Source organism: Neolewinella persica DSM 23188 (assembly GCF_000373105.1).
Taxonomy (GTDB): domain Bacteria; phylum Bacteroidota; class Bacteroidia; order Chitinophagales; family Saprospiraceae; genus Neolewinella; species Neolewinella persica.
Genome location: NZ_KB890418.1, coordinates 112,245 through 127,371 on the forward strand (window position 1 = coordinate 112,245; position 15,127 = coordinate 127,371).

At 52.4% G+C, this 15,127-nt stretch carries 8 protein-coding genes; 2 read left to right on the top strand and 6 right to left on the bottom strand.

The window, feature by feature from the left end; genetic code table 11:
* Nucleotides 1-98 precede the first annotated feature (98 nt).
* Nucleotides 99-7,091 carry a T9SS type B sorting domain-containing protein gene (locus B036_RS0105365; protein WP_020567662.1) on the top strand — a complete coding sequence of 2,331 codons (6,993 nt, stop codon included), beginning with the start codon at nt 99-101 and terminating at the stop codon, nt 7,089-7,091.
* A gap of 5 nt (nt 7,092-7,096) precedes the next feature.
* Here the strand turns inward: B036_RS0105365 and B036_RS0105370 are convergent, their stop codons facing one another.
* From B036_RS0105370 to B036_RS28160, 3 genes are all read right to left on the bottom strand, one after another.
* On the bottom strand, nt 7,097-7,900 hold the full coding sequence (locus B036_RS0105370; RefSeq protein ID WP_020567663.1) for a glycoside hydrolase family 16 protein: 804 nt from the start codon (nt 7,898-7,900) through the stop codon (nt 7,097-7,099).
* A 33-nt stretch (nt 7,901-7,933) separates the two neighbouring features.
* Nucleotides 7,934-8,488, bottom strand: coding sequence for a metallophosphoesterase family protein (locus tag B036_RS0105375; RefSeq protein WP_020567664.1), 555 nt, complete (start codon nt 8,486-8,488; stop codon nt 7,934-7,936).
* 685 nt (nt 8,489-9,173) lie between these two features.
* The gene (locus tag B036_RS28160; protein ID WP_157472043.1) at nt 9,174-10,529 is read right to left on the bottom strand and encodes a M23 family metallopeptidase; all 1,356 of its coding nucleotides are present in this window, start codon (nt 10,527-10,529) and stop codon (nt 9,174-9,176) included.
* 339 nt (nt 10,530-10,868) lie between these two features.
* Between B036_RS28160 and B036_RS0105385 the strand changes: the two genes are divergently transcribed.
* Nucleotides 10,869-11,051 (top strand): hypothetical protein, encoded by a 183-nt coding sequence (locus B036_RS0105385; RefSeq protein WP_020567667.1) that lies wholly within the window; start codon nt 10,869-10,871, stop codon nt 11,049-11,051.
* Between the two features lie 40 nt (nt 11,052-11,091).
* Here the strand turns inward: B036_RS0105385 and B036_RS28170 are convergent, their stop codons facing one another.
* The 3 genes from B036_RS28170 to B036_RS0105400 all read right to left on the bottom strand — a co-directional run bounded on the left by B036_RS28170 (nt 11,092) and on the right by B036_RS0105400 (nt 15,033).
* Nucleotides 11,092-12,204 carry an MBL fold metallo-hydrolase gene (locus B036_RS28170; protein WP_020567668.1) on the bottom strand — a complete coding sequence of 371 codons (1,113 nt, stop codon included), beginning with the start codon at nt 12,202-12,204 and terminating at the stop codon, nt 11,092-11,094.
* A gap of 42 nt (nt 12,205-12,246) precedes the next feature.
* Nucleotides 12,247-13,293: a lactonase family protein gene (locus B036_RS0105395; protein WP_020567669.1), complete on the bottom strand. Its 1,047-nt coding sequence runs from the start codon at nt 13,291-13,293 to the stop codon at nt 12,247-12,249.
* Between the two features lie 255 nt (nt 13,294-13,548).
* Nucleotides 13,549-15,033, bottom strand: coding sequence for a sigma 54-interacting transcriptional regulator (locus tag B036_RS0105400; RefSeq protein WP_020567670.1), 1,485 nt, complete (start codon nt 15,031-15,033; stop codon nt 13,549-13,551).
* Nucleotides 15,034-15,127 lie beyond the last annotated feature (94 nt).

Sequence of the window (15,127 nt, forward strand, 5' to 3'; positions counted from 1 at the left end):
GTCATCAGTGGTGGGGCCAGCCCCCGACCCGCACGGTTGGGAGAATTTTGCACCGTATATTTGCCAAATAATCCCTCATTTTCAGCGTTTATCATCCCATGTACCACAAAATTATCACCCTGGTCCTCTGCTGTGGACTGTCCCTATCGGCGTGGGGGCAAAGGTGTGGTTTTACGGATACGGTGGCCATCGGAGCTTTCGGATCAACGGACATTGAAGTGTCCATCGAAGATTACCTGAACAATGACCTGAGTAACGCCGGGCAGGGCCTTTGCGGCGTCAGCGTTTACTTCCAGCATTCGTATGTATATGATTTCACGCTGACGGTGACCAGCCCCGCCGGGCAATCCGTCCAGCTGATCGGTCCGGTCAATGCCCAAACCCGTCCGCCCACCAACCTGGCGCGCTGGTTCATCGATTTCAATACTTGTGGAGAACCAACGGCACCCGATACAGGTGCCCCCGGACAATGGAATAATAACGCCCCCTTCAACTGGTCAGCTTTCGGTTTGTACCGGGGCGAGTACGCCCCGGCAAGCGGATGCCTCGAAGATTTTAATACTGGTCCGGTCAACGGAAACTGGACCTTTACCTTCAATACGACCCGCACCTTACAGTCAGGACGACTGACTTACCTGCTCCTGGAATTCTGCGATGACCTCAACGCCCAGGGACCCTGTTGTTTTGCGGATGCCGGTGAGCTGGAACCTGTCCCGGAAATTGAAATCTGTGAATTCACCCCGGCCTTTCCGGTAGGTTTGCCCCCGCGCTACCGCCGGCCCCGGCCCGATGCTGCGCTGTATGGCTACACCTATGCCATTGCCCGCAACGATTCGGTTCTGTACGTGCAGGACAATCCCGATTTGGGTAACTTCCCCGCTGGCAGTTACGAAATCTGTGGCCTGAGTTATCGACTGGGAGAACTAGGGCAGCTACCGGTGGACGGAACCATGACTTTTGATGACTTGCGACAGGATTTTTCGGCCGTTTCGCCACTACTTTGTGCGGACCTTACACCGGTATGCCAATTGGTCCGTTTATTCCCGATTCCGGATACGACTTTCGTCTCGGCCAAGATTTGTGATGGCGGTGTTTATCGGGTAGGCTTTACGGATTACACCACTACTGGGATCCACCCGACAACGCTCGGGGGACGGGCGGGGTGCGACAGCATAGTTGTGCTGGACCTGGAAGTGGTCACCACCCTGCGGGAAACGCTGGATACGACCATTTGCGCCGAAGCGGTTTACCCTCAGGACGGCAACCTGTACAATATTCCGGGGACCTACGTAGACACGGTGCTTTCCGTGCTTGGTTGCGACAGCATAATTACCCTGAATTTATCCGTTGCGGCAGCCATTACTTTTGATACAACTCTCGCCATTTGTGCAGGAGATTCCTTTCTCATCGGCACGGAACCTTTCTTTAATACCATTCAGACGACGCGGGTGATCCCCGCCGCAAATGGCTGTGATTCTACGGTAAACCTTGACCTGATCGTTATCGATCCGATCATCAGCCTGGCGCCGGTCGGATCGGGGCTTAGTTGTGACAACCCTACAATTTTATTGGATGCATCCGCCAGCTCTTTCGAATTTATAAACCGTGGGGTATGGGTGAATACCTTGGGTGTCGAATTGGGTGTTTTACGAACCCTTACGGTGGATACCGGAGGGGTGTACATTTACGAATTGACGCACGATACCAGAGGGGTAGGGTGTACGGTGACGGATACCTTGATTGTCCCCGATCTTCGGTTCGAAGTGGAAGCTGATTTGGCGCTGACGCAGGTGCAATGTACCGGACTTGATGAGCAATGTAACTTTATCTCCTGCCGGAACCCTACGCTGGGTATTCTGGCAACCCCCTTTCCGGCCGGAGTCTACGACTTTCAGTGGTCGGTGCCGCCCGGCGGCAACATCATCGGCCCTTCGGATGGCCCGGAGATCGTTGTCGACGCCCCGGGCATTTACCCGTTAACGATTGAAAATCCGGCCACCGGTTGCCGCCTGGATACCTTCTATGCCATCGGTATCGATACACTTACACCCAGCGTTGCGGTAACCGGAAACGAACTGCTCAACTGTGCGGTCACTTCCCTTAATCTACAAGCCGATACCAATCAGATCAACCGGGCTAGCCTCGAATACACCTGGAGGGGAAGTTGCCTGCCAGGACCGGTCTCCGGCCCGATGCTGCAGCTGGATTGTCCGGGGTCCGTCACCCTAACGGTACTTAACCTCGCCAGCGGTTGCAGCAACGATACCACCTTTACCGTTGTTCAGGATATTGCTCCTTCCAACCTTTCCCTGGCACCTGCGGCCCCGCCCATATCCTGCTACTTTCCCGAACGAACACTGGATGCCTCTGGGAGCTCCTCCTCCAACGGTCAGGAGTTCTACTGGACCTACGAATCTGGCTCCGACACCATTGGTTCGGCCGACACCCTGGTAGCCACCCTGGCCGGAATATATACCCTGACGGCCGTTGACCGCCTCAGCCGCTGCTCCGCCTCCGCGATGGTAACCATCCCCGCCGATACCCTTAAGCCAGTAGCCGACTCGGGCATCGATACCCTCCGACTGAATTGCTATACCCCGACCCATACACTGGGTACTGCACTGACCAGTCAGGGACCGGAATTTGCCTACAGCTGGGTGATGATTGGTACTCCGTTCGATACCATTGGCCGGGATCGTACGCTTTTCGTTGATGATCCCGGCGGCTTCTTCCGCCTGGCCGTCACTAATGTAGACAACGGATGTGTTACTACGGACCAAACACGCGTCCTTCTGGAGCTGGATACCCCTTTTATCCGGATCGACCTGCCTTTTGAGTTTGATTGTTTCGTTGATTCGGTGTCCCTCGATGCCAGGAGTACTAACCTTAATTACGATAACGTACAAAATTGGAGTGGTCCATGTGTTCCAAACAATACGGATACCAGCCAGATCTGGGTTTACTGTCCGGGGACCTACTACTATACGGTGATTAATGAGGAAACCGGCTGCCGATCCCGGGATTCCGTAACGGTTTCCCTCGCTAACAACAGCGTGGTGGCCCTACTGCCCGATACGGCTTTCCTGAACTGTGAAACCGGGCAAACCAGAATTGATCGCAGCCAGGGGACAGACGCTCCGGTTGTCAGGTGGTTCAGGGATGGAACTCCGGTAAACCTGCTTGGGCAACGACCAGTGGTCACGGTGCCGGGTATTTACACGCTGGTCTTAGGTAACTTTAACGAGAGCTGCCTGGACACCGCCCGAATTGTCGTCGCCGCTAATTGTCCGGCCCTTTCCGTAATCGTTCCTCCCGATAGCATTACTTGTGACAATTCGTTGGTGTTACTCGATGGTACTACTTCCGTCCCGACTGCCGGCCCCAACGTAACAACAGAGTGGCTCATTCCAACGGGAGCCGTTGTCCGAACGGATCCCAATGAACGTCTCCTTACAGTGTTTACGCCAGGAACCTTTGGCTTTGTAATCAACAACCTTATCTCCGGCGACGCTGATACCACCTACGTGGACGTAGCCCGGAACCTGATCCAGCCAATCGCCGATGCCGGACTTCCGGATACAGTAAATTGTTATCAAAGAACAGTAACCCTAAGCGGAGCAGGAAGCTCCTCTGGCCCGGTCTTTGACTATTTGTGGACGAATACGGCGGACGATACCCTGGGCATAAACCGGGAGGTGGACGTATCAAGTGGGGGCATTTACCTGCTCCGGGTTACCCAGCGGGAAACTGGTTGTGATGCCGTAGATAACGTTCGGGTATTCAATAACTTAGAGGTGCCCGATTTAGCCTTCAGTTCTCCTGTTTTGCCCTGTGATACCATTGATTTTGCGCTGGCGGTTATTCCTGACGCACCGGGGAATTATGCGTTCAATTGGTCTGGGCCAGCCATTGTTGCACAAGGTGATTACGATACCGTGCGGATTGCAGACGTTGGGGTCTACGCCGTAACGGTTACGAATATCGATAATGGTTGCCCGATCAGTGCTACCGTCGAGGCGACGCGTTTACCTTGTCCGCCTTTCCCCATGCTGGAGGACACCACCCTGACCTGCCGGACGGATACCATTACTCTGTTGACGACATTTCGGGATCCATGTCAGGGATGTACCTATACCTGGCGAAGAAATGGTGCTGTGGTGCCAGGAGAAAACACGACAGAATTGCGGGTCACAGAAACGGGCACCTACCGTATTGTGGTGATCAATGTATTTGGTCTGCGTGGAACGGCAGAAGCGGTGGTGACCGAAAGTCGGATTCTACCGGTTGGAAACGCAGGGCCGGATCGTAAGCTGAGCTGTAAAGTCACCGATGTGCTCCTTTGGGAGGATGCTCCTGAACCGGATTTTCCTTTTTCATACCGCTGGGTTGGCCCGAATGGAGGCACCCTTGCCGGGGAAGAAGCCGATAGTTTGCGGGTGTCCGCAGGGGGGCTGTATCAGTTGGAAACCACTAATTTGTTTAGTGATTGTCGTATCCTGGATACAGTACTGGTGACCTACGATACCGTTGCTCCGATAGCCAATGCCGGGAACAGCCGCTTGCTTGATTGTAATAATAAACGTCGGGTATTGGATGGGATTCGCTCGAGCCTTGGTATGCAGTACGTCTATCAATGGAGTGGGGGACCGTCCACCGCTTGCCTGGAAGGAACAGCTACCCTGAACCCATTAGTTCGCTGTGGCGGAGATTACCAGCTATTGGTCAGGGACACACTCAACGGTTGTAGCTCGACCGCTACCGTTCGGGTAGAAACTGATGAGGCTTTACCAATAGTTATTCCGATTCCTGACACCAGTGTTAATTGCGCCCGCGATACTTTAAGGTTGATTGGACAAGATATAAGCCGGGCAGATATTACCTACGGTTGGGAGCAAGTATTCCCCGGAGGAAATGTACCGTTACCGGAAGTCCAACCTGGTGTGGTTGAGGTGACCAATGCTGGTCGTTTTCGTTTTTACATCAGGAACGACCAGAACGGGTGTGATAACGACTTTACCGTAAATGTCTCTGCCGACCTCACCCTTCCACTTGCCAGAGCCAGTGCTCCGGACACGTTTTTCTGTGCCCTGGATTCTTTATTGGTAATAGGCTCCGGGACCGTTAATGGGCTAGAAGAGCCGACCTACTCCTGGCGATCCGCGACAGGGTTCTTTATTGATCATGCAGACGCTACTACCGCAACGATATTTCAACCGGATACCTACTTTTTTGAAGTGACGAACCCCCGCAATGCATGTGTGGCAATAGACAGTGTGGTGATCTTCCGGGACGTCGAGGCACCTATTGTTTTTGCTGGCGCAGATACGACCCTGACTTGTAGCCGTAGGGTGCTGCAATTGAACGGTGACGGTATTACGGTGAGTGGACAAAGTCTTTTTTCGTGGACAACCACCGATGGCAACATACTTTCTGGAGCGGGTACCCGCACACCGCTTGTGGACAGCACCGGACGATACCAAATGAACATTACGGACCCGGTGAACGATTGCTCGGGCGCAGACATCGTCAGGGTTTTTGAGGATACTTTGGCGCCTCGCCTTGTCATACGTGCAACGAGGGGATTCGCGCTTAGTTGTAATCTCCCTGAGGCGCAGCTGACCAGCCAGGTAAGCCAGACGCAGGGAAGTACCATCAGGTACCAATGGACCGGTCCTCCCGGAGCTATTCTTCAGGAACCGACAAATACCGATCGCCTCATGGTTTCCTCTTCTGGAAATTACAGGTTAATGGCAACAAGTGAAATTAATGGATGCGCTACCGTAGAAACGGTGCGTGTTACCCAAGACTTTACACCGCCAACGGTCAATATTGTGCCACCCTTACCGCTAACCTGTAACCGGGATAGTACAGCGCTCCGGCTTGCCGGCGGGGCTCCTCCGGGGACATATCGTTTCATGTGGCTGGATGATGGAAATGTGCTGCTGGGAGATGCCGTAAGCCAAACCGTTTTCGCTGAAGGGAGTTACACCCTCATTACTAGGGACCTGCAAAATGGCTGCAGGGATACAGTGATGAGTGTAGTTACTGGAGATTTTGTCGCTCCGGATGTGATTTTACGTGACCCATTAGTACTGAATTGCTCCCGAAGTTTTACGACTATTGACGGCTCTGCGAGTACACAAGGACCTCGTTTTACCCGGGAGTGGCGAAGCCCTGGCAATAGTGCGGAACCAACGGCCGACAGTTACCAGGTTCGGGGAACTGAGCCAGGGTTTTACTACCTAACGGTATCTGATCTCGATAATGGCTGTAGTACAACCGATAGTGTAGAACTGATTCTGGAAGCTGTCCAGATAGATGGCCTGGAGATCGAGGTGGATCAACCAGCTTGTGTGGAAGACCGAGACGGAAGTGTTGAAATCCTCAATGTGACCGGAGGAACCGGACCATTTCGTTACCGGCTGGACAATGGCCTGCTGACGGATCGAATTTATTACGACGGATTGCCGCTGGGCAGCTACCTATTGGAAGTGATTGGGGAGGACGGTTGTGGTACGGAAACGACCTTCAATATCCTGCCAGCCTCCGAACCTTTCGTCTTCCTTAGGGAAGACACGATTATTCGGTTAGGAGATAGCTTATCCCTTGACTTTTTTACCAATTTCGTTAACTGGGATACTTTGATTTGGACGGGCGGCGGCTCGTTGCCGGTATTACAATCTGATAGTGCCATAACTGTTCGCCCCTTATCCTCCCAGTCTTACCGGCTGACGATTATGGATGAAGAGGGATGTTTTGCTACTGATGATGTGGTAGTCCAGGTTGACGGAACGGTGGAGGTGTACGTTCCGAATGTCTTTAGTCCTAACGGAGACGGAACAAATGATCTTTTGAGGCCTTTTGCGGGGCCGCAGGTGCAAAGGTTCCTCCAATTCCGGGTCTTCGACCGGTGGGGCGAGCTGTTGTATGACCTCAATACAGATCCTTTACGCGGAAGCGAAGATTTTGGCTGGGATGGCACGTTGGACGGCAAAACGATGAACCCTCAGGTCTTTATCTGGGAGCTTGAAGTGGAGCTTGTTGATGGGGCGGTACTCCGGAAATTGGGAGACGCAGTGTTGAAGCGCTAAAGTGGCTAAAGCTTATAAACCCTAACCCAGTCAATCTCCATCCGCCTGGGCCAAATGTCCTCGTCCACTCCTTTTACGCTGCCCCACATTCCGCCAACGGCCAGGTTCATCAGTAAGTAATGCGGCTCGTCAAACGGCCATTCTTCATCGGTGGCATTATCCCGTTTGTGGAAGGTGTGGTAGGTATTGCCATCAAGTTTAAACTCGATCCGGTCTTCATGCCAATCAATGGAGTAAATATGGAAATTGGTCTCCAGGTCCTTAGCCGTGGTATTCCCTCCGTCCTCGGTTCCGAGCATATGATTGAAGGCTTTGGTATGGACGGTACCGAAAAGGGTGTCCGGAGCATGTCCCACATGTTCCATAATGTCAATCTCTCCACCTAACGGCCAACCAACTTCCTCTACTTTATCACCCAGCATCCAGATGGCCGACCAGGTCCCCCGGCCACTGGCCAATTTGGCACGGATGGCGATTCGTTTATGTACCCAGGAAGCCTTGTTTCTGGTAACCACCCTGCCGGAGGTGTACTTACTGCCTTCGTAGTCTTCCTTATGGGCTTCAATCACCAGTTTGCCGTTCAATAGTCGTACGTTTTCAGGTCGATTGGTATAGTATTGCAGCTCATTATTTCCCCATCCCCAGTCCCCCGTACCGATGTCAAACCCCCATTTAGCGCTATTCGGCGGCTCATGACCGTTGAATTCATCCGCCCAAATCAGGTCAGTATCTTTTCCTTTGATTTTGCGATTACAGGAAGTGAGCGAGGTAACTAAACTGAATAATAGCAGGCAAATAAGGATGCGCATAGGTAAATATTTTACGCTAAGGTAGCTGGCTGGTCATTCTCTGGCAAATGGAGAAACCCATTGCTTCTTAGCCATAATAACTTTGACCTCCTGATAACTAAGGGGGGAGAGATTATGAACATCAACGCCTACATCAATTGAACGTGAGGCAGGCTCATCAGGTAAGGTGCCGTGACTATGACCATATAGTGACCAGTTGCCATGATGGCTGGCGTTCCATACCCGCATGGCGTAGTGAAACAGTACGATGGATTGTTGTCCCTGGTGGGCCTCCTCGTCTTCCACCATCAGCTCGTAATAATCCCTTACCCAAACGAATCGTTTGGCACAGGCTTCTGCTGAGGCCTCATGGTTTCCTCTAATGAGGTGAATGTTGCCATTTAGCCGATCAAGGATGTCGTTGCATTCGGAGGCAGAATTCAGGGCGAAGTCCCCCAGGTGGTAAACATTGTCTCCGGGCTGGACTTTTGCGTTCCAGTTGGCGATCAAAGCTTCGTCCATTGCTTTTGCGTTGAGGAATGGGCGTTTGGTATATTTAATGATATTCGTGTGGCCGAAGTGGGTGTCGGCAGTAAACCAGGTATTCATGTCGTTTTAGATTATCGCGGTACGATGCTCTTGGGATGTCCAAAAGTTGCGTGGGTTCAATTAATTGAAGTAAAATATGATTGGCGGAAGGGCATCACTCTCTAGGGGAGGGCCAAGCTTAGCCAGATTTATAGATTCGAGCGGTCGGACCTCAAATGCCTCACAATACGCTTCATTTGAAGGATGCAACCCAGCAAGGCAACAGGAGTTTGAGGTGCTGGAATTTGCTAGGGATAGCTTGTCGGCCGATACGAGACGTAGGAGCTGGTTAGTCCGCTGAGAGATTCCGGGCTATCTACGACCTCTCGGACTACGAATGCGAATCAAGGGCTAGAATGAGCTATTATCTGTTGAAACAGTCGCGATGGTAATCAAATGATGGATAATCGACCGGTGAATAATCGACCGCCGCAGGCAACAGCGAAGTTAATGGCTACCGCAAGTATCGTTCGCCTCGCTTGCTCACCCTTGGTGAACAACCGGCGAAGGCAGCCACGAAGTGCACCGTAGCGAAGTGGTTGGTTAACGCGGTAGCCTATTCTCTCGTTAGCTGCGTTGCTGCCTGCGTCGGTGTCGCTAAATCCCAAGCTAGTAGTAGCGTCTTAGACACGCTCTTAGGTTCAATGACAATTATAAATTGCATTTATCGGATAATCCGACAACTTGACAACCCGAGAACTTGAATTTACTTCGCCTCTTCCTGCTTTGCCTTTTTCAGTTCTTCCTGAACGCGCTGTCCTTCAATGATCTGCGCCTCAGTATCCTGAGCAGGTTCGCCGATCTCGTTGAGTTGGGCTAGGAAAGCATCCCGTTGGGCAAAAAAGCCGGGGAGCATCTCGTCGTCCATTTTCTTGGCCGGTGGGAATTTAAACTTGGTGTGGTCAACTTGTTTGCCGTCTTTCCAGAAGCGGAAGCAAACGTGAGGCCCGGTGGCCAGGCCGGTAGAACCAACGTAGCCAATCGTTTCTCCCTGCTTTACCCGGCTGCCCACTTTATGCCCTGAGGCGAACTTCTGCATGTGGAGATACTGCGTCGTCAACTGTTTGTTATGACGGACCTTAACGAAGTTTCCGTTACCTCCACGACGTCCGCGTTCGATGATCACACCGTCAGCAACGGATAGGATAGGCGTGCCGTAAGGCGCGGCATAATCCGTGCCGTAGTGTGGGCGGGTCCGTTTGAGGATCGGATGAAAACGACGTAAATTATACGAGCTGCTGACCCGGCTAAACTGGACCGGAGACTTCAGGAAGGTAGATTTCATCGGTTCGCCATTGAGGCCGAGGAATCCAGCATAAGAAGAATCGGGCGTTTCGTACCAAAAGGCGTAGATGTCTTCCCCGCCAGTGCTGTACCGTGCAGCGAGTACTTTGCCAATGGCTTCGTCTTTACCAACTTTTTGCTTTTCGAATACCAGCTGGAAACGATCCTGTGGTTGCATGTGGTAAAAATCTACCGACCACTGCAGGGCACTTTCCATGCCGGCGGTGAGGGCAACGGTGTGGCCCGTGCCATCCAACGCATCTGAGACATTGGATTCGATTACGCCGGAAGCAAAGTCCAACTCCATCACCATAGGGAGGTCGGCTTTAAGATCGAGTTCATTGCCCTGAAGGTCTAATCTGACGTAGTTGAACATACTTGGCTGGTAGACCAGGAAGTCAGCACCTTCAGTGTCAGGGTCGTCCAGTACACTATAGGTACGCCCGGCCCGGAGGCCACGAACGTCGAACATTCCATTGAAGCGAGTTGAAGCGTCAAAGCTTTCCTGGTTGCCCAGACCCTGAGCGGTGAGTATGTCAGACAGTGTCTGACCATTACGGATCGTATCAACCCGATACTCCACGGTGTCGAGAGCAAGGCCGTATTTAACGGTTGGCTCTACCAATGGGAAGGCAGAGGGACTTAATTGAGGTGCCGGTGGAGGTGGTGCCAAGCCAACAAGGGAGTAGACAATGGCGCCACAAACAAGTAGGCAAAGCGCAGAAACTAAAACAACCCGGGGAAGGCGCAGTTTCCGCTTTCGATGCGATGATTTCACGTTTGATGTTATTTCGTCGTAACCAACGGGAACAGCCCGTTGATTATTAAGCTCTTTTTTCGAACCAAAAGTTCGACGGCAAATATAGGCAAAGCTGTAATACTTTAGGTGTGAGGGAACGTTAATGTGTTTTTTTTGAGCAGAACGTACTAACCTGCAATCAATAATTCTTCTGAGCGACACCCATTATTAGGCATCGATCATGAACGTTTTACCTTCAGGCAACAGGGACGGAGGCACCGCCTGACGGACGTACACGGACACGTGGTGAAGGATATTTTAGTCTGATTACACATTAGTGGCTGCGTGCATTCTATCTTCGCGCCAAAGTTAATAAGCATGAAAAGCAAGCAAATTCTCGGTATTCTCTTTACGGTCGTTGGCGCTATCGGCCTGGCCGTTGGCGTTATGTCCATCTTCAATAAGGGGTTAGCTTTCGGACAGAATCCTTGGGGAGTGGCCATCATTGGTGGCATCTTCTTCCTTACGGGAATGGGGTTGATGCGAACGGTTAGTCAGTAGTAGTCTTACATTTTTCAAGGGTTAAACCGAATTGGTTAGTTTATCCCTTACTTGGCGATGGTTCCACCCACCAATGTTCCTGGCAGTCTGTAGTATTACCAATTTCAAAACGCTGGCCTACCATTGGGCTGACCACACAGCCGGCTGCGTCTGCTTTCGTGATTCTTTCAGCGGGGTCAAACCAGGCGTGATTGCTTAGGCTAAAGGCTCCCCAATGAATGGGTAGTAAATTTTTACCGTCAAGTTCAGCATGTGCCTGCAGGGCTTCTTCTGGCTGCATGTGAACATTCTTCCATCGGTCGTGGTATTGCCCGCTGTCCAGCATGGTCAAGTCATAGCCTCCACCTAGTTTCCGATGAATCTCTTTGAAGTGCCGGCCGTAACCGCTGTCTCCTCCGAAATATAGCTTATTAAGGTTGGTTTCGATGACAAAACCGGTCCATAATGACTTGTTACGAGTACTCGGAGACCGCCCACTGAAATGCCGGGCCGGTGTGGCCGTGAATCGACAGCCCGCTAGCTCTACGCTTTGCCACCAGTCCACTTCGGTAATCTTGTCCTGGGGTATGCCCCAGGAGACGAGGTGCGCCCCTAAACCAAGTGGACAAAGGAATGCTTTGGTCCGATCCTTAATAGCCATGAGGGTATCGAAATCCAGGTGGTCGTAGTGATCGTGGGAGTAGACAATGAGGTCAATGGTCCCAAAATCTGCCAGCGGATTATAATCTTGGTAAGGAAAACGATGACCAAGGAAGGGGACAGGAGCTACCCATTCTCCTAGCATGGGGTCCAGTAATATCGTTTTTCCACCGCTTTCCAGCCGGAGTGCAGAGTGACCATACCATGTCATAAAATCCTTGGAGGGGTCAAGCTGCAAAGCTGTATCGTTGAGGGCTACGGGTAATAGTGTTTCGGGCTGAGTATGCTTAGCCTGGATATAGCCGACCAAGTCTCCGAAAAGACTGCCGATGTCTTCCTGTAACCGCGTTTTATCCAGATTCCGGAAGGCGCCCATCTTCCAGGCTACGGAACCTTGCTCTTTAACGTATTTCATGGCACCTGCGCTCGCGCCAAATTGTGGGTCATTTCTGAGCTTACGGCCCAGGTAGGCGATGGGCAGTGCTGCAAGACCGACGAGCCAGTGTGGTTTCATGGGCAGAATCTCTTTAATTAACGGGATTAAGCAGTGATAAAACTACAACCAGGCAAGCGAAGAAGGGCTGGGTACCTTCCGGAAGGTATGGTGATGAACCAACCCCCCTCGTGGATCTATCCTGAAAACGCCTACCGTTGAATCGTGTGTATTCGCCGTAAGTAACCACTGATCATTGGGAGACACAATCAGATCCCGGGGAGATTCTCCGCCACTTGGAAAGGTGTCTCTAACGACCAATTTCTTCCCCCGTTCGTCAACCCTTAATACCGTGACGACGCTGAACGTGCGATCGCTGGTATAAATCATCTTACCACTGCTTCCAAACCGGATGGCTGCACCGCTGGCCTCTTCGATTACTCGTTCCGGCAGCGCATTGGCGGTGGTCGCCCGCAATGGTCTGTCTCCGCTAACGTCTATCAGATGGACCTGGCCCACATTTTCTCCATTAACGACCGCAAGATCTCCCTCAGGATGCAGCGCAATATGTCGTGGGCCGTGGCCCTCCTGAAAAGGAAGGTCTAGTTCCGGCCGGCCAGTCAATGTACCGTCCTCTGCCCGATCATATACTTTTAACAGGTCATTTCCGAGGTCGCATACCAAGACCCAATTCTTCTTAGGAACCAGGAGTGCGCAATGGGCGTGCGCCATTTTTCCCTCTTTGGAGGCTTCCAATGTAACGGTCTGCAATTCAGCACCCAGTCTGCCGTCTTCCTGCCGTTCGATCACGTGCAAGTGACCACTGCTGAAGCTGGAAACCAATAGGGTGTTGCCAGCAAAGGCTAAGTGACAAGGATCTTCACTGGCCAAGGTGAAATCACTGATCAGTTCGAATTTTATTTTACCCCTGTTGTTCCTGCTGATCTTGTGCGCCGTTACTCCAGCGCTGCCATTACCGGCAACTTCCTGTACCGCATATACGATGCTGCGTTTACGATCAGTCAGTAGGTAGCTTGGGTCAAGGGCCGGGGTGAATCCCAGGAATTCGATCCGCCCGTCGGTTGGGAAGAAATCATAGGCCGATATACCCCGGGCTTTTCCTTTGGGCCCTTGGGGAATATTGGTGGTATAGCCGCCAACTAGGAGCATTTGCTTGAAGTTTAGATTTGAGGGGCAAAGATCGTTCACAAAAGATTAACAAGGTCGCTTTGCTCCTGTTGCGCGCGCGCTTCGCTCCTGTTGCAGGAGTTACAGGATTGGTTTATTTTGCAACACCTGCAACACCTGCAACACCTGCAACTGGGCGCGAAGCGTCCCTGCAACACCTGCAACTGGGCGCGAAGCGTCTCTGCAACACCTGCAACTGGGCGCGAAGCGTCCCTGCAACTGGGCGCGCAGCGCCCCTTATCCAAAGTCCAGGTCCTCACTGCCAAACATATCCGCCAGGACATCTCTGAAACTGAGGCTGTTTTGCATCGTCTCTTTGTTCAGTACGTCGGTTTCCGCAAGGCCCTGTAAGACCAACTCCATCAGCAGGTAGGTTTCCTCCTTGCCAAGCTTTCGGTCGTGCAAGTGGCCGGTGACGAATTTGCGCAGGCCGGCGACGCCGTCCAACGCCTTATGATAGTCGTCGTTGGAGGCATCATTGAGCAGTTCCACCACATTGCCTCCGCTGAAGAAGGCTCGGATGATGCCATAAGGGTCACTGTCTGAACGGCCACTGGCTTCGGCCTCTTCCGGGTTTGGAAAGAGTTCCAGGAAACTGGTTTTTATGCTTTGGCTGAGGAGCTTCATGGCTACCCCGTAAGCACCTTCCTGTTCTCCTTCGTAGACGAGTTCTACTTTACCGGTAATGGCAGGAACCACCCCCCAAAAGTCAGTAATGCGGGCATTCGTTTTCTTATCACCGGCGAGCAGCGCGCGGCGCTCCGCCGTAGAAATCAGGTTTTCCAGTGCGGTGATGCTCAGGCGGGCCGATACGCCGGATTTTTCGTCAATGTATTCGCTTTCCCGTGCCGCAAAGGCGAGTTGCTCCAACATGGTGTTAAGTAGGTCGTCTACGGCTACCATTTCCGACTGAGACTTCACCAGGTCCGCTTCTTGTTGCGTGATGGCCTTGGCGATCTCGATGGTCTTGGGGTAGTGGGTCAGGATCTGGCTCTGAATCCGGTCCTTAAGTGGTGTAATAATACTGCCCCGGTTGGTGTAGTCTTCGGGATTAGCGGTGAAAAGGAACTGAATGTCAAGCGGCAGGCGCAGCTTGAAGCCCCGGATCTGAATGTCGCCTTCCTGCAGGATGTTGAAAAGGGAAACCTGAATGCGGGCCTGGAGGTCAGGAAGTTCATTGATGACAAAAATTCCCCGGTGGGCGCGCGGGACCAGGCCGTAGTGGATCACCCGTTCGTCGGCATAGGTCAGCTTGAGGGTGGCGGCTTTGATGGGGTCCACGTCGCCAATGAGGTCAGCGACGGAGACATCGGGCGTCGCCAGTTTTTCGACGTACCGCTCATCACGGTGTACCCATTCAATGGGCGTTGCGTCTCCGTGCTGGGCAATGAGGTCTTCCGCGTAGCGGCTGATGGGTGCCAGCGGATCATCATTGAGTTCACTGCCAGCCACTACCGGCATATATTCATCTAAGAGGTTTACCAGCAGGCGGGCAATTCTGGTCTTCGCCTGTCCGCGCAGGCCAAGTAACAGAATACTGTGCCGACTCAATACGGCACGTTGAATATCGGGTAGTACCGAATCGTCGAAACCGATAATGCCGGGAAAGACTTCCTCTTTGGCCTTTAATTTTTTGATCAGGTTATCACGTAGTTCCTGCTTTACGGAGCGGGAAGTATAGCCAGTGGCGCGTAGTTCGCCGAGGGTTTTAGCTTGGGGCATAAGTCTTTTATTTTGGGGTTGCGGATGGTAAACGATGGAGGGCGTAGATAGTTCTTGCTTGGGTGAAAGCGGAAGGGGAGGGCGCGGCCGCCGG

What these genes read in the sequence shown, in the direction of transcription:
- B036_RS0105365 (WP_020567662.1), top strand. Translation starts at nt 99, where the DNA reads ATGTACCACAAAATTATCACCCTGGTCCTCTGCTGTGGACTGTCCCTA.
- B036_RS0105370 (WP_020567663.1), bottom strand. Translation starts at nt 7,900, where the DNA reads ATGCGCATCCTTATTTGCCTGCTATTATTCAGTTTAGTTACCTCGCTC.
- B036_RS0105375 (WP_020567664.1), bottom strand. Translation starts at nt 8,488, where the DNA reads ATGAATACCTGGTTTACTGCCGACACCCACTTCGGCCACACGAATATC.
- B036_RS0105385 (WP_020567667.1), top strand. Translation starts at nt 10,869, where the DNA reads ATGAAAAGCAAGCAAATTCTCGGTATTCTCTTTACGGTCGTTGGCGCT.
- B036_RS28170 (WP_020567668.1), bottom strand. Translation starts at nt 12,204, where the DNA reads ATGAAACCACACTGGCTCGTCGGTCTTGCAGCACTGCCCATCGCCTAC.
- B036_RS0105395 (WP_020567669.1), bottom strand. Translation starts at nt 13,293, where the DNA reads ATGCTCCTAGTTGGCGGCTATACCACCAATATTCCCCAAGGGCCCAAA.
- B036_RS0105400 (WP_020567670.1), bottom strand. Translation starts at nt 15,033, where the DNA reads ATGCCCCAAGCTAAAACCCTCGGCGAACTACGCGCCACTGGCTATACT.